Consider the following 18,836-nt stretch of genomic DNA (forward strand, 5'->3'; position numbering starts at 1 on the left):
AGGGTTGAAAACCTGGGGGATGACCTGTGGTTAGGGGTGAAAGGCCAATCAAACTCCGTGATAGCTGGTTCTCCCCGAAATGCATTTAGGTGCAGCGTCGTGTGTTTCTTGCCGGAGGTAGAGCACTGGATAGGCGATGGGCCCTACCGGGTTACTGACCTTAGCCAAACTCCGAATGCCGGTAAGTGAGAGCGCGGCAGTGAGACTGTGGGGGATAAGCTCCATGGTCGAGAGGGAAACAGCCCAGAGCATCGACTAAGGCCCCTAAGCGTACGCTAAGTGGGAAAGGATGTGGAGTCGCACAGACAACCAGGAGGTTGGCTTAGAAGCAGCCACCCTTGAAAGAGTGCGTAATAGCTCACTGGTCTAGTGATTCCGCGCCGACAATGTAGCGGGGCTCAAGCGTACCGCCGAAGTCGTGTCATTGCAGCAATACGGCCAACGCCGGCTGTGATGGGTAGGGGAGCGTCGTGTGCCGGGTGAAGCAGCCGCGGAAGCGAGTTGTGGACGGTTCACGAGTGAGAATGCAGGCATGAGTAGCGATACAAACGTGAGAAACGTTTGCGCCGATTGACTAAGGGTTCCTGGGTCAAGCTGATCTGCCCAGGGTAAGTCGGGACCTAAGGCGAGGCCGACAGGCGTAGTCGATGGATAACCGGTTGATATTCCGGTACCCGCTGTGAAGCGTCAAACATCGAGCATCGTGATGCTAAGGCCGTGAAGCCGTTCCGGACCCTTCGGGGAAAGGAAAGTGGTGGAGCCGCCGGACCAAGCGGTTAGTAGGTGAGTGATGGGGTGACGCAGGAAGGTAGTCCATCCCGGGCGGTGGTTGTCCCGGGGTAAGGGTGTAGGCCGTGCGGTAGGTAAATCCGTCGCACATGTGGCTGAGACCTGATGCCGAGCCGATTGTGGTGAAGTGGATGATCCTATGCTGTCGAGAAAAGCCTCTAGCGAGTTTCATGGCGGCCCGTACCCTAAACCGACTCAGGTGGTCAGGTAGAGAATACCGAGGCGTTCGGGTGAACTATGGTTAAGGAACTCGGCAAAATGCCCCCGTAACTTCGGGAGAAGGGGGGCCATTCCTGGTGATGAGATTTTCTCTCTGAGCTGGGGGTGGCCGCAGAGACCAGCGAGAAGCGACTGTTTACTAAAAACACAGGTCCGTGCGAAGCCGTAAGGCGATGTATACGGACTGACGCCTGCCCGGTGCTGGAACGTTAAGGGGACCGGTTAGCTCCATTTCGGTGGGGCGAAGCTGAGAACTTAAGCGCCAGTAAACGGCGGTGGTAACTATAACCATCCTAAGGTAGCGAAATTCCTTGTCGGGTAAGTTCCGACCTGCACGAATGGCGTAACGACTTCTCGACTGTCTCAACCATAGGCCCGGTGAAATTGCACTACGAGTAAAGATGCTCGTTTCGCGCAGCAGGACGGAAAGACCCCGGGACCTTTACTACAGTTTGATATTGGTGTTCGGTTCGGCTTGTGTAGGATAGCTGGGAGACTGTGAACTCTGGACGCCAGTTCAGGGGGAGTCGTCGTTGAAATACCAGTCTGGTCGTGCTGGATGTCTAACCTGGGTCCGTGATCCGGATCAGGGACAGTGTCTGATGGGTAGTTTAACTGGGGCGGTTGCCTCCTAAAGAGTAACGGAGGCGCCCAAAGGTTCCCTCAGCCTGGTTGGCAATCAGGTGTTGAGTGTAAGTGCACAAGGGAGCTTGACTGTGAGACCGACGGGTCGAGCAGGGACGAAAGTCGGGACTAGTGATCCGGCGGTGGCTTGTGGAAGCGCCGTCGCTCAACGGATAAAAGGTACCCCGGGGATAACAGGCTGATCTTCCCCAAGAGTCCATATCGACGGGATGGTTTGGCACCTCGATGTCGGCTCGTCGCATCCTGGGGCTGGAGTCGGTCCCAAGGGTTGGGCTGTTCGCCCATTAAAGCGGTACGCGAGCTGGGTTTAGAACGTCGTGAGACAGTTCGGTCCCTATCCGCTGTGCGCGTAGGAGTCTTGAGAAGGGCTGTCCCTAGTACGAGAGGACCGGGACGGACGAACCTCTGGTGTGCCAGTTGTCCTGCCAAGGGCATGGCTGGTTGGCTACGTTCGGGAGGGATAACCGCTGAAAGCATCTAAGCGGGAAGCCTGCTTCGAGATGAGGACTCCCACCCCCTTGAGGGGTTAAGGCTCCCAGTAGACGACTGGGTTGATAGGCCGGATCTGGAAGCACCGCAAGGTGTGGAGGTGACCGGTACTAATAGGCCGAGGGCTTGTCCTCAGTTGCTCGCGTCCACTGTGTTGGTTCTGAAACCACGAACAATCAGACCTGTGTTGGTCACCGGGTTGGTTGTCTGTTTCATAGTGTTTCGGTGGTCATAGCGTAGGGGAAACGCCCGGTTACATTTCGAACCCGGAAGCTAAGCCTTACAGCGCCGATGGTACTGCAGGGGGGACCCTGTGGGAGAGTAGGACGCCGCCGAACAATTATTGCGAGGAAACCCCGCACCGGAAACGGTGCGGGGTTTTCTGCGTTTCAGACCGGCTTCACCAGCTTCGTGTCGTACGCCAGGATGACCGCCTGGACACGGTCTCGTGAGCCCGTCTTGGCCAGAATGCGGCCCACGTGGGTCTTCACCGTCGACTCGGCGAGGTGGAGGCGCTCCGCTATCTCCGTATTGGTCCAGCCCTGGCCAAGGACCCGGAGGATCTCGGTCTCGCGGTCGGTGAGAGAGGCGAGGCGCGGATCCGGGGCGTCGTCTTCCGGCCCGGTGGCCGCCGCCGGCAGATGGTGCACGTACGCGTCGAGCAGGCGGCGGCTCAGGCCCGGGGCGACCACCGCGTCGCCCGTGGCCACCGCGCGCACGCCGGAGAGCAGCTCCTCCGGCTGGGCGTCCTTGACGAGGAAGCCGGAGGCTCCGGCGCGCAGGCCCGCATAGGCGTACTCGTCGAGGTCGAAGGTCGTGAGGATGAGGACCCGGGTGCGGCCGCCGGCCGCGACGATGCGCCGGGTCGCCTCGATGCCGTCGAGGCCGGGCATGCGGACGTCCATGAGGACGACGTCGGGGTGGAGTCCGGCCGTCATACGGGCTGCTTCGGCGCCGTTGGCCGCCTCACCCACGACCGTCATGTCGTCCTGGCTCTCCAGGAGCATCCGGAAGCCGAAGCGCTGGAGCGGCTGGTCGTCGGCGATGAGGACGGTGGTCACTGCGGGGTTTCCTCCGGTAGGTGCAGGTGGACGCGCCAGCCCCGGGCGGGGCGTGGCCGTGGACCGGCCTCGAGTGTGCCGCCGTACAGGGACGTTCTCTCCCGCATTCCGGGCAGGCCGCGGCCGTCGGAGGGGGCGGGGGCCGGGCCGCCGTGGCCGGTGTCGGTGACGGTGAGGGTGACGGCGCCGCGGGGCTCGTAGGAGAGGTCGATGTGGGCGGTGGCGTCGGGGCCGGCGTGCTTGAGGGTGTTGGTGAGGGACTCCTGGATGACGCGGTACACCGTGAGCTGGCGGCCCTCCGGGAGCGTGGGGCGGCCCTTGACGGTCGTACGGACGGGCAGGCCGGCCTTGCGGACGCCGTCGATGAGGCGGTCGAGGTCGGTGAGGGCGGGCTGCGGGGTCAGTTCGGCCGCCTGGGTGCCGTCCTGCTCCTCGTCGCGCAGGACGTCGAGCAGGCGGCGCAGTTCGCCCAGGGCCTGGCGGCTGGTGGTGGCGATGGCGTCCAGCGCCTGGGCGGCGCGTTCGGGGGACTTGGCGGCGGCGTAGCGGCCGCCGTCGGCGAGGCCGGTGATGACGGAGAGGTTGTGGCCGATGATGTCGTGCATCTCCCGGGCTATGCGGGCGCGTTCGGCGGCGGCGGCGATCCGGACCTGCTGGTCGCGTTCGGTCTCCAGGCGGCGGGCGCGGTCCTCCCGGACCTCGGTGTAGTTGCGCCGGGTGCGGACCGTGACGGCGATGAGGGCGACGACGCCGATGGACAGGAGCTGGGAGCCGACCTGCTGGTGCCATGAACTCCCTCCCTCGCCGTAGCGGGCGAGGGAGACGCAGGTCGTGGCCGTCACCAGCGCCGCCACCCACCACAGGTTGCGCAACGGCAGGCGCAGGACGATGTGGTAGAGGAGGAACAGGTACAGCATCGACGCCTGCAGGGCGGCGCCCGTCCAGGCGTTCACGACGAGGAACGGCGCGACGACGAGGAGGGCGGTCCGGGGACGGGTGCGCCGCCAGAGCAGGGTGACCGAGAACCCGAGGCTCATGGCCAGGAGGAGCCGGCCCGGCACGTCGAGGTTGTGGGCGATGTGGCGCCAGCCGCCGCTGGTGTAGTCGATCAGTGCCGCCGTGACCCAGAAGCCGGTGAAGAGCAGGTCCCACACGAGCGGCCGGCGGCGGTCGAAGGCGCGGACCCGCTGGGTGACGCGCTGCACGTGCTCGGTGAGAGGCTCCGCCGCGCGTTCTTCCGGCACGGGCTCGGTCCTCACGGGCTCCTTCACGGGCTCCATCCGACCATGGTCGGGCGTCCGGGCGGGACGGGCGTCCGTCCGGGGGCCGTATATCAGGTGAGGGGCGTAGTACCCGGGTACTACGGTGGCCCGCATGAGTGCCCCGGTACCCGGTGACTACGTGATCCGCTCCATACGCGCCGACGAGTGGCCCGCCGTGAAGGAGCTGCGGTTGCGCGCGCTGCGGGACCCGGTCGCGCATCTCGCGTACCTGGAGACGTACGACGACGCCGCGGCCCGGCCGGACTCCTACTGGCGGGAGCGGGCGGCAGGGGGCGCCGAGGGCGCGTCCGGGGCGCGGCAGTTCGTCGCCGAGGGACCGGGCGGGCGGTGGCTCGGGACGCTGACCGTGCTGGTGGAGGAGGCCGGGACCACGGACTGGGCCGGCTTCCCGGTGGAGCGGCGACAGGGGCACGTGGTCGGTGTGTACGTACGGCCCGAGTGGCGGGGGAGCGGGCTGACCAAGGCGCTGTTCGGCGCCGGGCTGGAGTGGGCCTGGGCGAGCGGCCTGGAGCGGGTGCGGCTCATCGTGCACCCGGACAACGGACGGGCGCAGGGCTCGTACCGGAAGGCGGGGTTCGCGCCGAGCGGGCGGACGGTGCCGCTGGTGGGCGGGCCCGGCGACCACGAGCTGGAGTTCGTGCTCGAGCGCTGACGCGGTGCCGGGCCGCCGCTAGACCGGCAGTTCGTCGTGGGGCCAGCGGGACCGGCCTTGTTCGCGGGACCGGAGCAGCGCCAGGGCCGGCATGCCCCGGTCCGCCCCGGTGGCCAGCAGCTCGGGGAGCTGGGGAAGCGGGGCCACGGCCGCGACGTCGTCCAGGACGAGCGTCATTGGTGGGTCGAGGCGACCGGAGGATGACCGTTCGGCCATGCGCCGGCCGCGCTCGACCACGCTGGAGACGAGCGCCGTCAGCAGCGGCATCGCGCCCGGGCTCGTGCGGGGGTCCTCGATGGATTCACCCACCACATAAAGGGTTCCCTGTTCGGCGATGAAGGAATCCAAGGCGAGGGCATCAGTTCGATTGGGAGTGCACGCCTCACGGATGTTCACCCTCGAGAGGGTGGCCAGAGCCCGGGTGGTGAGCTGCTGGGCCATGTCCCGGCGTTCGGGGTGGGCGGTGAGGGCACCCTCGAGTTCGCCCGCGGAGCCGGCGGCGGCTTTGGGGTTGGTACGGAGGATGCGTACGGCGTCCTGGATCTGGAGGCCCTGGGACCAGCGGTGGACGTGGCGGACGGTGCGGCCGTCGACGGCGGCGGCGTGGAGGTAGCTGCGCAGCAGGAGTTCGGCGGTGTCGCCGACCGCCTGGTCGAGCCGGGCGGTGGGGCGGACCGGGGTGAGGAGGGCGGCCGCTCTGGTCGTGGCCGTCTGTCTGTCCTCGCAGCCGGCGGTGGGGGACCAGTGCGTGCGGGCCGGGGTGTCGCACAGATGGTTCGGATCGTAGAGGTGGACGGGGCCGAGTTTCGCGCGGGCGTCCTTGGTGTCCGCCCAGAGGGCCGGGTTCGAGGTGATGACGAGGGCGGGGCCCGCCGCGTCGCGTACCGCGTGTACGGCGGTCGAGTGACGGGTGTCCGGCGGGCCGTAGTGCACCGCGCCCTCGGCCCGGTCCGCCGCCCACCCGGCCGTCCGGACGTCGTCGGCCGCGGCGGCCAACGGCACTTCCTCCGGCGGCGTGTCCTGCTGCGGGGCCCTCGGGGTCGGCACCTCGTGGACGTGCGCCGGGGCCGGTTGGGGCTGCGGGGCCGGTCCGGACTCCTGGCCGGGGTCCTGGCCGGGCTCCCGACCGGGCCCCTGACCGGGCTCCCGCCCGGGCTTCTGGCCGGGCTCGGGCCGCGGGGCCGGTCCGGGCTGCCGCAGGGGGCCGGGATACGGGCCGTCGGTCTCCTGGGGTGCTTGTGGGCCACGGCCGTCGGCCGACGGCCGCCGTACCCGTCGCCCCTGCCGAACCGCCCGCCACCGGGCCACCGTGCCCATCACGAACACGGTCAGGACCGTCAGCACCATCATCTGGCCGATGAACAGCCCCCAGAACAGCCCGTACCCGGAGAGTGCCGTCTCGGGGGTGTCCGGCCAGGCGCCGGGAATGTCGTGGGGTTCGGAGATCAGGTGGCGCATGGCCAGGGGCGTGCCGGTGAAGGTGACGCCGGAGGGCCAGGAGCCGTGGGCGAAGAGGGCGGACAGGCCGGTCGCCGTCCACACCAGCAGGGTCATGCCGAGGAGGAAGCCGAGTAGGCCGACCAGCAGGCCGTCGGGGATGCCGCCCTGCTGGGCCGGCCGCTGGTCGCGGCGGTCGTCCGGTCTCATGCCTCCGGTCCCTCCCCGTCTTCCTACGCCACCGTCGATTCGGACGGGTCGCCGATGTGCTGTTCCATGAACGCCGCCGCCCTCTCCTCCGCCTCCAGTTCGGCGGCGCGCAGGGCGTCGTCGTCGAAGTCGGCGGAGGACTCGGTCATCGCGCGGTCGGTGAAGACCAGGGGGCGTTCGGTCTCGGTGATCAGGTGCTTGACCACCTGGACGTTGCCGTTGACGTCCCACACCGCGATGCCGGGCGTGAGGGACGGGATGATCTCCACCGCCCAGCGTGGCAGGCCCAGTACGCGTCCCGTGGCCCGCGCCTCGTCGGCCTTCTGGGCGTAGATGGTCCGGGTGGAGGCCATTTTCAGGATGGCCGCGGCCTCTCTGGCCGCCGCCCCGTCGACGACGTCCGACAGATGGTGCACCACCGCCACGAACGACAGACCCAGCCGGCGCCCGAACTTCAGCAGCCGCTGGAACAACTGCGCCACGAACGGGCTGTTGATGATGTGCCAGGCCTCCTCGACCAGGAAGATCCGCTTCTTCCGGTCGGGCCGGATCCAGGTGTGCTCCAGCCACACCCCCACGATGGCCATCAGGATCGGCATGGCGATGGAGTTGCGGTCGATGTGGGAGAGGTCGAAGACGATGAGGGGCGCGTCGAGGTCGATGCCGACCGTCGTCGGGCCGTCGAACATGCCGCGCAGGTCACCGTCGACGAGCCGGTCGAGGACGAGGGCCACGTCCAGGCCCCACGCCCGTACGTCGTCTATGGCGACGTTCATCGCCTCGGCCGACTCCGGCTCGGGGTGGCGGAGCTGCTCGACGATGTCGGTGAGGACGGGCTGGCGTTCGACGATGGTCTCGTTGACGTAGGCGTGCGCGACCTTGAGCGCGAAGCCGGAGCGCTCGTCCAGGCCATGCCCCATCGCGACCTCGATGATCGTGCGGAGCAGGGCCAGTTGCCCGGTCGTGGTGATCGCCGGGTCCAGGGGGTTGAGCCGGATGCCGTGGTCCAGCGCGGCCATCGGGTCCAGGCGGATGGGAGTTATGCCCAGCTCCTCGGCGATGAGGTTCCACTCGCCGACGCCGTCCTCGCCCTGGGCGTCCAGCACGACGACCTGGCGGTCGCGGAAACGGAGCTGGCGCAGGACGTACGTCTTCTCCAGCGCCGACTTGCCGTTGCCGGACTCGCCGAGCACCAGCCAGTGCGGGGCGGGGAGCTGCTGGCCGTAGAGCTGGAAGGGGTCGTAGATGTAGCCCTTTCCGGAGTAGACCTCGCGGCCGATGATCACGCCGGAGTCACCGAGGCCGGGTGCGGCGGTCGGCAGGTAGACGGCCTGCGCCTGGCCCGTGGAGGTGCGGACCGGCAGGCGGGTCGTCTCCACCTTCCCGAAGAGGAAGGACGTGAAGGCGTCGGTGAGGACGGACATCGGGTCCCGCATCAGGCTCAGCCCCTACCTTCGGATGCCGGTGGCGAACGGAAGTGTGTTCACGAAGGCGCGATGGTGCTCACGGTCGCACCACTCCAGTTTCAGGTACGACTTTCCCGCCGAGGCCCTTATCGTCCGCTTGTCGCGGGCGAGTGCCTCGGGGGAGCGGGAGGAGACGGTGATGTAGCCGACCAGGTTGACGCCGGCCGCGCCGCTGGCCAGGTCCTCGCCCCGCTGGTCCAGGCGGCCGTGGGCGGCGATGTCGCGGGGGTCGACGGTGCGGTTCATCTTGGCGGCGCGGGAGGCCTCGGCCTCGTCGTTCGTCTTCTCGGTCAGCATGCGCTCGATGGCGACCTCGGTGGGTTCGAGGTCCATCGTCACGGCGACCGTCCGGATGACGTCCGGGGTGTGCACGAGGAGCGGCGCGAGGAAGTTCACGCCGACCGGGGTCATCGGCCACTCCTTGACCCAGGCGGTGGCGTGGCACCAGGGGGCGCGGGTGGAGGACTCCCGGGTCTTGGCCTGGAGGTAGGTGGGCTCCATGGCGTCCAGTTCGGCCGGCCAGGCGTTGCGCTTGGTCATCGCCTGGATGTGGTCGATGGGGTGGTCCGGGTCGTACATGGCGTGGATGAGGGAGGCGAGCCGGCCCTGCCCCAGCGGCTGGCGGACGCGGATGTCGGCTTCCTGGAGACGGGAGCAGATGTCGGTCAGCTCGCGCGCCATGACGACCGCGAGGCCCGCGTCCCGGTCCAGCTTGCGCCCGTTCTGCGGCCGGGCGGCGCGGGCCATCGCGTTGGCCTCGGCGGCGAGTTCCCGGGTGTAGTGCATGCAGGCGATGAGGTAGGCGCGGTGCTGCTCGCTGCTGGTGGACACCATGGACTGGAGCTGGTCGTACGACTGCCGCAGCCACGGCGGCGCCTTGTCGTCGCCGCGCTGGGCGACGTCCTTGGCGTGCGCGTCCGGGTCGGCCGGGAGGGTGCGGGCGAGCATCTGGATGCGGGTGACGAAGCCGTCGCCGTTGGCCACGTGCTTGAGCAGGGTGCCGAAGCGGTCGACGAGGGCTTCCTGGTCCTCCGAGTCGCGCAGGCCGACGCCGGGGCCCTCGATCTCGATCGCGGCGGTGACGGTTCTGCGGTCGGCGTGCAGCAGTACGGCGATCTCGTCCGGCCCGAAGGGCGCCGCCAGCCAACTGATGCGGCCGATGCCGGGCGGCGGGCCGACCTCGACCTCCCGCCCGTCGATCCTGGTGCCGGCCTCGATGGCGCCGGAACGGTAGGCGGTGCCGCGGCGGAGCGTCCGCTTGTAGCTGCGGTTGATCTCGAACCACTTGTAGAACGTCCGGTGCTTGTACGGCACGTAGACGGCCGCCAGCGCGAGCATGGGGAAGCCGCAGAGCAGGACGATACGCAGGGTCAGGACGGGGACGAGGAGCCCGCACATCATGCCGAGGAACGCGCCCACGACGATCAGCGCGATCTCACCGGTCTCGCGGTTGCGGCCGACGATCGCGTTCGGCCGGGCGCGGCCGATCAGATACGTACGGCGGGGCGTGACCGGATGGGACACGTGGGACTCGGTCGTCAACGCCCGTCACCTCCTGTGCTCTTGCTAGTGCCGCTGTTGCGGGTGTTGCTTGCGTGGGGCGTGTTCACCGGGCTGCCGGCGCGCGGTGCCGGTGCGGCGGAGGGGACGGCTCCGCCGCCGTTCGAGTGGCGCGAGCTGTGCGCGGCGACTCCGCCGGAGGCGGGGTTGGCGGGGCGGGGGGTGGCGGAGGAGCCGGCCTGGCCGCCGCCTCCGCCGTCGCCGTTGTGGCGGGTGCTGTGGGTTCTGATGCCCTGGGCGACCAGGTTGGCCGGGGAACTGATCACGGCGGCGGCCTTGCCCTCGGCGCCCTGCATGATGCGGTTGTTGCGGCTGTTCGCGATCTCGTCGCCGAAGCCGGGGACGAAGCGGTAGATCATCGCGGACGCGAAGATGGCGAGCAGGATGATGGCGAGGCCGGAGACGATGGCGGCGACGGAGTCGGGCCCGTCGTCCGCGGTCAGCGCGCCCGCGAGGCCCAGCACGATGACGATCACCGGCTTGACCATGATCACCGCGATCATGATGCCGGCCCAGCGGCGGACGTGACCCCACAGGTTCTTGTCGACCAGGCCGGCGTAGACGACGACACCGAGCAGCGCGCCGACGTAGAGCAGGACGGCCCGCAGGTACAGCTCCAGGTAGAGCACGCCCGCTGCGATGATCGACACGAACGACACCAGGATCAGCATGATGGGGCCGCCACCGATGTCGTCGCCCTGCTTCAGCGCCTGGGAGAAGGTGCCGAAGAAGGCGTCCGTCTGGTCCCCGGTGCCCTTCGCCAGGACGTCGGTCACGGCGTCGGTGGCGGAGACGACCGTGTAGAGGATCAGCGGTGTGAAGGCCGACGCCAGGACGGTGAGCCAGAGGAACCCGACGGCTTCGGAGAGGGCGGTGGTGAAGGGCACGCCGCGGACGGCGCGCTTGGTGACCGCCAGCAGCCAGAGGATCAGTGTCAGGATCGCCGACGCCCCGAAGACGATGGCGTACTGCTTGAGGAACGTGCCGTTCGTGAAGTCGACGTCGGCGGTGTTCTTCACGGCGTTACTGAGGGTGTCGACGGTCCACGCGGCGGCGTCGGCACAGCCCTTGGCGAGGGCGGACAGGGGGTCGAGGGCGGACCTGGGGTCGCTGAGGGTCCCACCCCCACCGCCTCCGGAGGAACCACCACCGCCTTCGCCGCGTTCGCAGTAGTCCTTGGCGGGGCCGCGGATGAGATCACAGGGGTCGTTGGTGTCCGTCGGCGTGGGCGTGGGGGCGGCAAAAGCGCGGGTAGCCAGCAGCACCGTAGCGGCCTCAACGGCGGCAACGGCGGCTGTGACCTTGAGGAAGCGGTGGTTAGCGCGCATACGTGAACCCTCCGTACTCCTCGACGGCCTTTGTCATGTCGTCGGCGGTGGAGGCCCTCTGATCGCGACCGACGGGCACTGGTCCGTCCTTCTGCCGGAAGTCGGTGACTTTCCAGTCGTTGTTGGTCCAGGTCAGTTGGTATGTGGCGGTGTACCAACTCTCGGTCACCGGGTTGGTCGAGTCGCCACCGGACAGCCCGAAGAGGGACGTGTACCAAACCTCGACAGTGGCCTTGTCGGTGCTGGATGCTGTGACTTTGGTGCCTACCGGGATGACCCGCGAGACAAAGGTCTGGCCGGCGGGCGCCTTGCCGTTCTTGTCGAGGCCGATGTTCGCCAGGAACTCCCGGCGCGAGTACGCGCCGTCCAGCTCTGTCTGCCGGGTGGCCGCGACTTCGGGCGCGTAGACGGTGTCGACGATCGCGTGCCGTCTGGCCTTGTCGAACATGTCGGCCGAGCCCAGCGCCACCGCATAGTTCGCCGCCGCGCTCTGCGCCCCCTGCTCATCCCGGGCGAAGCCCGCCCGCACCGGCTGTTTTCCGGACGGGGCCGTCGCCGACGTCTTCGGCTTGTCGGCGGCCGTGCCGTCCGAGGATGCGGAATCGTCTCCTCCACGGTTCGCGAAGGCGATCGCGGCGATCAGGAGGACGACGACGCCGACCACGGTGACCAGGCTGCGGGACGACGAGCGGCCGCCGCGACCGGGGCCGCCGTAGCCGTCGCCGTCCCCGTCGGGCAGCCGGGTCCGTGTCTGACCGCTACCGCCGTAACCGCCGGAGGACTGGTGGTCGTCTCCGAGACTCATGCCGCGTACGCCCCCTCGACGTCATGCCTGCCGTAGAAGTACGACGGTAGCCGTGCTGGTTCCCGCGCGGGCGCGGTGTGGTGACTTGACATCAGGGAAACGCAACCTCAGCCGGTTGGCACGACGGGCGGGTGGGATGGAGGTGAGTGAAGATGGGTCGGGCTACACGGCCATCCCGTACACGATGGTGAAGAGCGTGCCGAGCGAGCCGATGATGAACACGCCCGTCAGACCCGCGATGATGAGGCCCTTGCCCTGCTCCGCGCTGAAGGTGTCGCGGAGCGCGGTGGCACCGATGCGCTGCTTGGCGGCGCCCCAGATGGCGATTCCGAGGCAGAGCAGGATCGCGACGGCCATCACCACCTCGATCATGATCTTGGCCTCGTTGCCCAGGCTGCCGAAGGGGCCCCAGTCCGGAGCGATCCCCCCGATGATGGTGTTGATGTCTCCCTCGTCGGCCGCAAAGAGCATGTAAGTCACCGCCCCTGTTGGGTAGTTCCGCACCCTCTGCGGACGTGCAGAGGTCAGGCCTCATTGTCGCCGACGATGGCGCCGTCGTATGTCGACTTGGCGTCATTGATTGGCGGGTTTCGTACGAATAGCTTGCCACCGGTCCGCGCCGGGCCCTAACGGGGTGGCGCGGACCGGTATGCGAAGAGTCGTATGGTCACTCTGTGTATCACGTCCCGTTACGCCGGGCAATGAGGCTGGAGCGCAACCTGTCGTGTGGTTGCGTCGTTGGGCCCTTCTGCGAAGTGAGCGGACTCGCCCGCCCGCTCCGTGGTGCGAGGGCTTCCGCCGGTGGGTGACGTGTATCTGACCTTCCCTCACGAGGGTGGGAAGCTTTTGTGGGCCGAGCGCCGGTGCATGGGCGCGACATGGCCGGAAAGTGTTATTGAACGGCCTGGACGTGGGGCAGGGTTGGGCCATGCGCAAGATGTGGGTCGGTGCCGGTGTCGCGGTCGCTCTCGGGATGGGCTTCGTGATGCTGCTCGTCGTGGGTGTCTACGTCGTCGCCGGGAACCTGGCCGGCGGCGCGGGGGGCGGTGCCAAGAAGCTGGCCAAGGGGTCGGTGCCCGCGGCGTACCAGCCGCTCGTGCAGAAGTGGGGCAATCTCTGCCCCGCGATCAACCCGGCGCTGCTCGCCGCCCAGCTCTACCAGGAGAGCGGCTTCAACCCGAAGGCGCAGAGCCACGCGGCGGCGCAGGGCATAGCGCAGTTCATCCCCGGGACGTGGGCCACCCACGGGATCGACGGGGACGGGGACGGCGACCGGGACGTGTGGGATCCGAAGGACGCCATTCCGTCGGCGGCGTCCTACGACTGCTCCCTCGCGTCGTACGTGAAGGACGTGCCCGGGGACCCGACGAAGAACATGCTCGCCTCCTACAACGCGGGGGCCTACGCGGTGATCAAGTACCAGGGCGTGCCGCCGTACAAGGAGACCCAGAACTACGTCAAGGTGATCACGACCCTGGAGGAGAGCTTCGCCGCGCCCACCACCCGGGTCGATCCGTCCGAGCAGGCCGCCGGGGCCATCGCCTACGCGCAGAAGAAGCTCGGCACGCTCTATCTGTGGGGCGGGAACGGGACGGCCGAGCAGGGTGGGCGGTTCGACTGTTCGGGGCTGACCAAGGCGGCGTACGAGAGCGTGGGGATCGAGTTGCCGCGGGTCGCCAACGACCAGTACAACGCGGGGCCGCATCCGAGCCGGGACGAGCTGCTCCCGGGTGACCTGGTGTTCTTCTCGGACGATCTCACCAACTCCCGCGCCATCCGGCACGTGGGGATCTACGTCGGCGGCGGCTACATGATCGACGCGCCGCGGACGGGTGCCGTCATCCGCTTCGACCCGGTCGACACCCCCGACTACTTCGGGGCCACCCGGGTCACCGAGGATGGCGCGAAAGCGCTGCCCACGACGGTGTGAATGGGAGGGTTTGAACCCAGCGTGAACCCATGCCCTGAGCTGCGAGGACGTGTTTCTCTTCGATAACGTCTGCGTGATCATTCCGTGGAGTGTGGAACGTATCAACGGGGGCCGTGCGTTCCTGTTGACGTGTAGGTGTGCGGGGCAAGAGGAACCGGCGGATCTACGACCACGGGGGTGGCAGAAGAGGCGTGCGCTCGGTGCGCCGGAGGACATGACGAAGGGGCCGCAGCACCATGGCTGGACTCGCCGAATCCGGGTCGAACCCCGACGTCGAGCTGCTCTACGACATCAACGGCCTGGCCAAGGACGCACCGCACTGGTTCGACCGGGTCATGGAGTTCGTGGGTGAGTACGGACTGCTGTTCGCGATCGTGCTGCTGGTGCTGTGGTGCTGGTGGTCCGTGCGGCGGCGGGGCGGCGAGGACGCGGCCTCGACCGTGGCGGCACTGGTGTGGGCGCCGCTCGCGGCCGGCGTCGCGGTGCTGGTCAACGTGCCGATACGGGGCTTCGTCGAGCGGCCGCGGCCGTTCAAGTCCCATGAGGGGCTGGAAGTTCTGGTCGCCGGGAAGGACGACTTCTCCTTCGTGAGCGATCACGCCACGCTCTGCATGGCCCTGGCCGTCGCCTTGTTCGTCGCCAGCCGGAGGTTCGGCATCGCCGCGATCGTGCTGGCGGTGTTCGGCGGCTTCATCCGGGTCTACATGGGCGTGCACTACCCGACGGACGTCGTGGGCGGCTTCGCCCTCGGCACGGCGGTCGCGCTGCTGCTGTCGCCGGTCGCCATGGCACTGCTGACGCCGCTGACCCGCGCCGTCGAGCGGTCGCCCCGGGCGGGGTGGCTGGTCAGCGCGCGGGGGCGAGGCGGTGCCGCCGGGAGGGGCGCCGTGATCCCGGGGGCGCGCAAGAGGAGCGCCGAGGCGGGCGAGCGGGACCTCGCCGCCTGAGGCTGCCGCCGCCTTCGGGCACGTCGTGGGAGTCAGGCCGGCGCGTGGGTCTTCGCGTCCGTGCGGGCCTGGCTCCTCGCTCTGCGGGCCGGGCCTCGCCAGCCGCAGGTGCAGCGGGCCAGACAGAACGGGCCCTGTTCGACCGTCGTCGTGAGATGTTCCGGGACTTCCTGGGGAGCTTCCAGACCTTCCTGCTGCGCCACGCCCACAACGTTACCGGGGTCACCTGCCCCTCGTTAACCGGGACGGCAGGGGGTTCGGAACGTGCGTGACGGCTGGGTAGGTGGCGATGGTCGGGTGGGAGCGGGAGCGGCGGAGTAGGAGGGTGGGCAGGGGCCTCCTCCTCGCCGGGGGCCTGGGCTGCGCGTGTCTGGCCGGGAGCGGGTGCTCCGGGGAGGGAGCCGCTGTCCAGGGGGCGGGCGGCGGCGATCCGGTCGCCGTGCTGCACCGGGCCGCCGACCGGCTGGTGGCCGCCGGGAGCGCCCAGGCGCGGACCGCGATGGAGATGGCCAGCGGCGGAACGCGGGTGACCATCCGGGGTGAGGGCGTGTACGACTTCGAGGAGCGGCTCGGGCGGCTGAAGGTACGGCTGCCGCAGGACCCGGCGGGATCGAGTGAGCACCGGCCGATCACCGAACTGCTCGCACCAGGCGCCCTGTTCATGAAGAACCGGGGGGCCGGCGTGCCCGACGACAAGTGGGTGCGGGTGGAGACCGCCTCGCTGTCCGACGGGAACCTGGTGACCGGCGGGGTGACGGACCCCTTCGTCGCCGCGGAGGTGCTGCGCGGGACGCGGACGGCGACGTACGTGGGGCGGACGGAGGTCGCGGGGACCGCGGTGCGGCACTACCGGGGGACCGCCGACCTCGCGCGGGCGGCGCGGAGCGCGTCGGACGGGAACAGGCGGGCGCTGGCCGCGGCGGCCGAGGGGTTCGCCACCGCCGAGGTGCCGTTCGACGCCTACCTCGACGACGAGGGCCGTATCCGCAAGGTCCGGCACCGCTTCAGTTTCGCCAACGGGCGGGACGAGGGCATCGTGGCCGTCGCCTCGACGACGCTGCTCTACGACTTCGGCGCCGCCGTCCGCGTACGGCTGCCCGAGGAGCGGGACATCTACGCCGGCAAGATCGCGGCGGAACCGGCGGAACCGGCGGAACCGGCGGAACCGGCGGAACCGGCGGAACCGGCGGAACCGGCGGAACCGGCGGAACCGGCGGAACCGGCGGAAGCGGGGGAGTCGGTGGAGCCGTCCGGTGCGGGCTCGGGCGGCAAGAACTAGCCCTTCCGTGCCATGCGCGGTGTGTAGGCCGCTCCCTACTCTAGGAAGCCGGTGACGGCAGAGACGAGGTGACGCGCGTGGCTCCGGTCGGTGGTACGGCGGTACAGGACCACGTAGCCCTCGCCGAGATCGAGCTGTGCGGCGAGCTGATCATCGCGGCGTCCGCCGCCCGTGAGCGGCTCAGCCTCGAGAGCATCGACGAGGTGCTGCGGGTGGCCGAGGAGCGGCAGGCCGGGGCCGACCGGTAGGGGCCGGCCCCTGCCGGCCCCCGGGGGTCAGGTGCGCAGCAGGCGGCCGATCGCCTTCGTCGCCTCCGCCACCTTCGCGTCGATCTCGGTGCCGCCCTTGACGGCCGCGTCGGCGACGCAGTGGCGCAGATGCTCCTCCAGGAGTTGCAGCGCGAAGGACTGCAGGGCCTTCGTGGAGGCGGAGACCTGGGTGAGTATGTCGATGCAGTAGACGTCCTCGTCGACCATCCGCTGCAGGCCCCGGATCTGGCCCTCGATGCGGCGCAGCCGCTTGAGGTGCTCGTCCTTCTGTTTGTGGTAGCCGTGCACACCGCGGTCGTGGTCGGTCACGACGTCCGTCCCGTCCGTCTCGACCGCGTCCACGGCGGGGGAGGGCGCACCTGCGCCGGCCTCAGTGGTCGTCATCGCGTCCTCCTGTTGTTGGGCGGGGTGGGAAAGTGGGAAGAGATTGGGCAGATAGCGGACATATACCCCTGGCGGGTATATCGTAACGGACTCCGCGGGGTAGGGGGCCCTTGACAGAGCACCTGGTGCCGCCCCCCTGCTCATCACTCTGCCTGATGGGCGACACTGGGGGACGGCCCGTTAGCCGTGGCCGGATGATGCGCCTAGCATCAGCCTGACCGAAACCGATGCACCCCGAGGACCCCACGTGCGCTTTCGTCTGACCCCCAGGGAGACGAGCTTCTACGACATGTTCGCCGCTTCCGCGGACAACATCGTCACGGGCTCCAAGCTCCTGATGGAACTGCTCGGGGCGGACGCATCCGCCCGGGCCGAGATCGCAGAGCGTATGCGGGCCGCCGAACACGCAGGTGACGACGCCACGCACGCGATCTTTCACCAGTTGAACTCCTCGTTCATCACGCCCTTCGACCGCGAGGACATCTACAACCTCGCCTCGTCCCTCGACGACATCATGGACTTCATGGAGGAGGCCGTCGACCTGGTCGTCCTCTACAACGTCGAGGATCTGCCCAAGGGCGTCGAGCAGCAGATCGAGGTGCTGGCACGGGCCGCGGAACTGACCGCCGAGGCCATGCCGAACCTGCGCACCATGGACAACCTCACCGAGTACTGGATCGAGGTCAACCGGCTCGAGAACCAGGCCGACCAGATCCACCGCAAGCTGCTCGCCCACCTCTTCAACGGCACGTACGAGGCCATCGAGGTGCTGAAGCTGAAGCAGATCGTGGACGTTCTGGAAGAGGCGGCCGACGCCTTCGAGCACGTGGCGAACACGGTGGAGACCATCGCGGTCAAGGAGTCCTGACCCCTTCATGGACACCTTCGCTCTGGTCGTGACCATCGGGGTCGCGCTCTTCTTCACGTACACCAACGGCTTCCACGACTCGGCGAACGCGATCGCGACGTCGGTGTCGACGCGTGCGCTGACGCCTCGGGCGGCGCTCGCGATGGCCGCCGTCATGAACCTCGCCGGCGCGTTCATGGGCTCCGGGGTCGCCAAGACCGTCAGTGAGGGGGTGATCCAGACCCCCGAGGGTTCGAAGGGGATGGGGATCCTCTTCGCGGCGCTCGTGGGTGCCATCGTCTGGAACCTCATCACCTGGTACTTCGGCCTGCCCTCGTCGTCCTCGCACGCGTTGTTCGGCGGCATGGTGGGTGCGGCTCTGGCCGGGAGTACGACCGTGTACTGGGACGGGGTCGTCGACAAGATCGTCATTCCGATGTTCGTGTCGCCGGTGGTCGGTCTGCTGGCCGGCTACCTGGTCATGACGGCGATCATGTGGATCTTCCGCCGGGCCAACCCGCACAAGGCGAAGCGCGGTTTCCGGATCGCGCAGACGGTGTCGGCGGCGGGCATGGCGCTGGGGCACGGCCTGCAGGACGCGCAGAAGACGATGGGCATCGTGGTGATGGCGCTGGTCATCGCCGATGTCGAGGATTACGGCGACCCCATCCCGGTGTGGGTGAAGGTCGCCTGTGCGCTGATGCTGTCCGCGGGGACGTACGCGGGTGGCTGGCGGATCATGCGGACGCTGGGACGGAAGATCATCGAGCTGGATCCGCCGCAGGGGTTCGCCGCGGAGACGACCGGCGCCTCGATCATGTTCGGCTCGGCGTTCCTGTTCCACGCGCCGATCTCGACGACGCACGTCATCACGTCGTCGATCATGGGTGTGGGCGCGACGAAGCGGGTGAACGCCGTGCGCTGGGGGGTCGCCCGGAACATCATCATGGGGTGGTTCATCACGATGCCGGCGGCCGCGGTGGTGGCCGCGTGTTCGTTCTGGGTCGTGAATCTGGCGTTCCTGTAGCGGGACCCGGCGCGGGTGCGGGGTGGGTGCGGTGACGTGGTGCGCGGCCCGGCGCCGGTGGGGTGCCCGGGGCGCGACCGCCCGCGGACGCCGCGCGACCGCCCGCGGATGTGCGGGCGACTGCCTGCGGTTGTGCGGGCGACTGCCTGCGGTTGTGCGGGCGACTGCCTGCGGTTGTGCGGGCAAAGCGATGGGCCCGCCCCCGGTTG

Annotated in this window: 16 protein-coding genes, 2 rRNA genes and 1 pseudogene (1 of these 19 cut by a window edge); 9 read left to right on the forward strand and 10 right to left on the reverse strand. The window is 68.7% G+C overall.

Features of this window, described 5'->3' with window-relative positions; all coding sequences use genetic code 11:
* Together B1H29_RS19780 and rrf are read left to right on the forward strand one after the other, a co-directional pair.
* Window positions 1-2,276: ribosomal RNA gene (locus B1H29_RS19780) — 23S ribosomal RNA — on the forward strand (it extends 844 nt beyond the left edge of the window).
* Between the two features lie 87 nt (window positions 2,277-2,363).
* Window positions 2,364-2,480: ribosomal RNA gene (gene rrf / locus B1H29_RS19785) — 5S ribosomal RNA — on the forward strand.
* A gap of 51 nt (window positions 2,481-2,531) precedes the next feature.
* On the opposite strand, the gene B1H29_RS19790 is transcribed toward rrf, so the two are convergent.
* Window positions 2,532-3,203, reverse strand: a complete 672-nt coding sequence (locus B1H29_RS19790) for a response regulator (protein WP_055417647.1) — start codon at window positions 3,201-3,203, stop codon at window positions 2,532-2,534.
* Window positions 3,200-4,483 carry a sensor histidine kinase gene (locus tag B1H29_RS19795; RefSeq protein WP_055417646.1) on the reverse strand — a complete coding sequence of 428 codons (1,284 nt, stop codon included), beginning with the start codon at window positions 4,481-4,483 and terminating at the stop codon, window positions 3,200-3,202. Before B1H29_RS19795 ends, B1H29_RS19790 begins: the two co-directional genes overlap by 4 nt.
* 94 nt (window positions 4,484-4,577) lie before the next feature.
* Here B1H29_RS19795 and B1H29_RS19800 point away from each other — a divergent pair, with 94 nt between their 5' ends.
* A complete protein-coding gene (locus tag B1H29_RS19800) occupies window positions 4,578-5,138 on the forward strand; it encodes a GNAT family N-acetyltransferase (RefSeq protein ID WP_199832306.1) in 561 nt (186 codons plus the stop codon).
* Window positions 5,139-5,156: 18 nt separating this feature from the next.
* Here the strand turns inward: B1H29_RS19800 and B1H29_RS19805 are convergent, their stop codons facing one another.
* From B1H29_RS19805 to B1H29_RS19830, 6 genes are all read right to left on the reverse strand, one after another.
* On the reverse strand, window positions 5,157-6,785 hold the full coding sequence (locus B1H29_RS19805) for a type IV secretory system conjugative DNA transfer family protein (protein ID WP_055417645.1): 1,629 nt from the start codon (window positions 6,783-6,785) through the stop codon (window positions 5,157-5,159).
* Between the two features lie 23 nt (window positions 6,786-6,808).
* Window positions 6,809-8,221: an ATP-binding protein gene (locus tag B1H29_RS19810; protein WP_055417644.1), complete on the reverse strand. Its 1,413-nt coding sequence runs from the start codon at window positions 8,219-8,221 to the stop codon at window positions 6,809-6,811.
* Between the two features lie 12 nt (window positions 8,222-8,233).
* Window positions 8,234-9,793 carry an SCO6880 family protein gene (locus B1H29_RS19815; protein WP_055417643.1) on the reverse strand — a complete coding sequence of 520 codons (1,560 nt, stop codon included), beginning with the start codon at window positions 9,791-9,793 and terminating at the stop codon, window positions 8,234-8,236.
* Window positions 9,790-11,139 carry a hypothetical protein gene (locus B1H29_RS19820; RefSeq protein ID WP_199832305.1) on the reverse strand — a complete coding sequence of 450 codons (1,350 nt, stop codon included), beginning with the start codon at window positions 11,137-11,139 and terminating at the stop codon, window positions 9,790-9,792. The genes B1H29_RS19815 and B1H29_RS19820 overlap by 4 nt, the downstream gene beginning before the upstream one ends.
* Window positions 11,129-11,944, reverse strand: a complete 816-nt coding sequence (locus tag B1H29_RS19825) for a hypothetical protein (protein WP_055417642.1) — start codon at window positions 11,942-11,944, stop codon at window positions 11,129-11,131. Before B1H29_RS19825 ends, B1H29_RS19820 begins: the two co-directional genes overlap by 11 nt.
* 162 nt (window positions 11,945-12,106) lie before the next feature.
* Window positions 12,107-12,415 (reverse strand): hypothetical protein, encoded by a 309-nt coding sequence (locus tag B1H29_RS19830; protein WP_055417641.1) that lies wholly within the window; start codon window positions 12,413-12,415, stop codon window positions 12,107-12,109.
* Between the two features lie 439 nt (window positions 12,416-12,854).
* On the opposite strand from B1H29_RS19830, the gene B1H29_RS19835 reads away from it, so the two are divergent.
* The gene (locus B1H29_RS19835; RefSeq protein ID WP_159027885.1) at window positions 12,855-13,874 is read left to right on the forward strand and encodes an NlpC/P60 family protein; all 1,020 of its coding nucleotides are present in this window, start codon (window positions 12,855-12,857) and stop codon (window positions 13,872-13,874) included.
* A gap of 236 nt (window positions 13,875-14,110) precedes the next feature.
* Window positions 14,111-14,821, forward strand: coding sequence for a phosphatase PAP2 family protein (locus B1H29_RS19840; protein WP_055417640.1), 711 nt, complete (start codon window positions 14,111-14,113; stop codon window positions 14,819-14,821).
* 32 nt (window positions 14,822-14,853) lie between these two features.
* Here the strand turns inward: B1H29_RS19840 and B1H29_RS38605 are convergent, their stop codons facing one another.
* Entirely contained in the window at window positions 14,854-15,024 is a 171-nt protein-coding gene (locus B1H29_RS38605) for a hypothetical protein (protein ID WP_167392504.1), read from the reverse strand.
* Between the two features lie 86 nt (window positions 15,025-15,110).
* On the opposite strand from B1H29_RS38605, the pseudogene B1H29_RS19845 reads away from it, so the two are divergent.
* Together B1H29_RS19845 and B1H29_RS38615 are read left to right on the forward strand one after the other, a co-directional pair.
* Window positions 15,111-15,959 (forward strand): annotated as a pseudogene (locus tag B1H29_RS19845) (hypothetical protein); the annotation flags it as partial.
* 209 nt (window positions 15,960-16,168) lie between these two features.
* On the forward strand, window positions 16,169-16,348 hold the full coding sequence (locus B1H29_RS38615; RefSeq protein ID WP_055417639.1) for a hypothetical protein: 180 nt from the start codon (window positions 16,169-16,171) through the stop codon (window positions 16,346-16,348).
* 27 nt (window positions 16,349-16,375) lie between these two features.
* Here the strand turns inward: B1H29_RS38615 and B1H29_RS19855 are convergent, their stop codons facing one another.
* Window positions 16,376-16,753, reverse strand: a complete 378-nt coding sequence (locus B1H29_RS19855) for a metal-sensitive transcriptional regulator (RefSeq protein ID WP_055417638.1) — start codon at window positions 16,751-16,753, stop codon at window positions 16,376-16,378.
* A gap of 247 nt (window positions 16,754-17,000) precedes the next feature.
* On the opposite strand from B1H29_RS19855, the gene B1H29_RS19860 reads away from it, so the two are divergent.
* Window positions 17,001-17,621: a DUF47 domain-containing protein gene (locus B1H29_RS19860; protein ID WP_055417637.1), complete on the forward strand. Its 621-nt coding sequence runs from the start codon at window positions 17,001-17,003 to the stop codon at window positions 17,619-17,621.
* A 7-nt stretch (window positions 17,622-17,628) separates the two neighbouring features.
* A complete protein-coding gene (pitH, locus tag B1H29_RS19865) occupies window positions 17,629-18,627 on the forward strand; it encodes a low-affinity phosphate transporter PitH (RefSeq protein ID WP_055417636.1) in 999 nt (332 codons plus the stop codon).
* Window positions 18,628-18,836: the final 209 nt, after the last annotated feature.

Origin of the sequence: Streptomyces pactum (assembly GCF_002005225.1) — a bacterium.
Lineage (GTDB): Bacteria > Actinomycetota > Actinomycetes > Streptomycetales > Streptomycetaceae > Streptomyces > Streptomyces pactum_A.

Bases quoted from the DNA above. Each gene is read 5' to 3' on its own strand.
- B1H29_RS19820 (WP_199832305.1), bottom strand. From the start codon at position 11,139: ATGCGCGCTAACCACCGCTTCCTCAAGGTCACAGCCGCCGTTGCCGCC.
- B1H29_RS19855 (WP_055417638.1), bottom strand. From the start codon at position 16,753: ATGACGACCACTGAGGCCGGCGCAGGTGCGCCCTCCCCCGCCGTGGAC.
- B1H29_RS19840 (WP_055417640.1), top strand. From the start codon at position 14,111: ATGGCTGGACTCGCCGAATCCGGGTCGAACCCCGACGTCGAGCTGCTC.
- pitH (WP_055417636.1), top strand. From the start codon at position 17,629: ATGGACACCTTCGCTCTGGTCGTGACCATCGGGGTCGCGCTCTTCTTC.
- B1H29_RS19830 (WP_055417641.1), bottom strand. From the start codon at position 12,415: ATGCTCTTTGCGGCCGACGAGGGAGACATCAACACCATCATCGGGGGG.
- B1H29_RS19810 (WP_055417644.1), bottom strand. From the start codon at position 8,221: ATGCGGGACCCGATGTCCGTCCTCACCGACGCCTTCACGTCCTTCCTC.
- B1H29_RS19825 (WP_055417642.1), bottom strand. From the start codon at position 11,944: ATGAGTCTCGGAGACGACCACCAGTCCTCCGGCGGTTACGGCGGTAGC.
- B1H29_RS19805 (WP_055417645.1), bottom strand. From the start codon at position 6,785: ATGAGACCGGACGACCGCCGCGACCAGCGGCCGGCCCAGCAGGGCGGC.
- B1H29_RS19800 (WP_199832306.1), top strand. From the start codon at position 4,578: ATGAGTGCCCCGGTACCCGGTGACTACGTGATCCGCTCCATACGCGCC.
- B1H29_RS19795 (WP_055417646.1), bottom strand. From the start codon at position 4,483: ATGGAGCCCGTGAAGGAGCCCGTGAGGACCGAGCCCGTGCCGGAAGAA.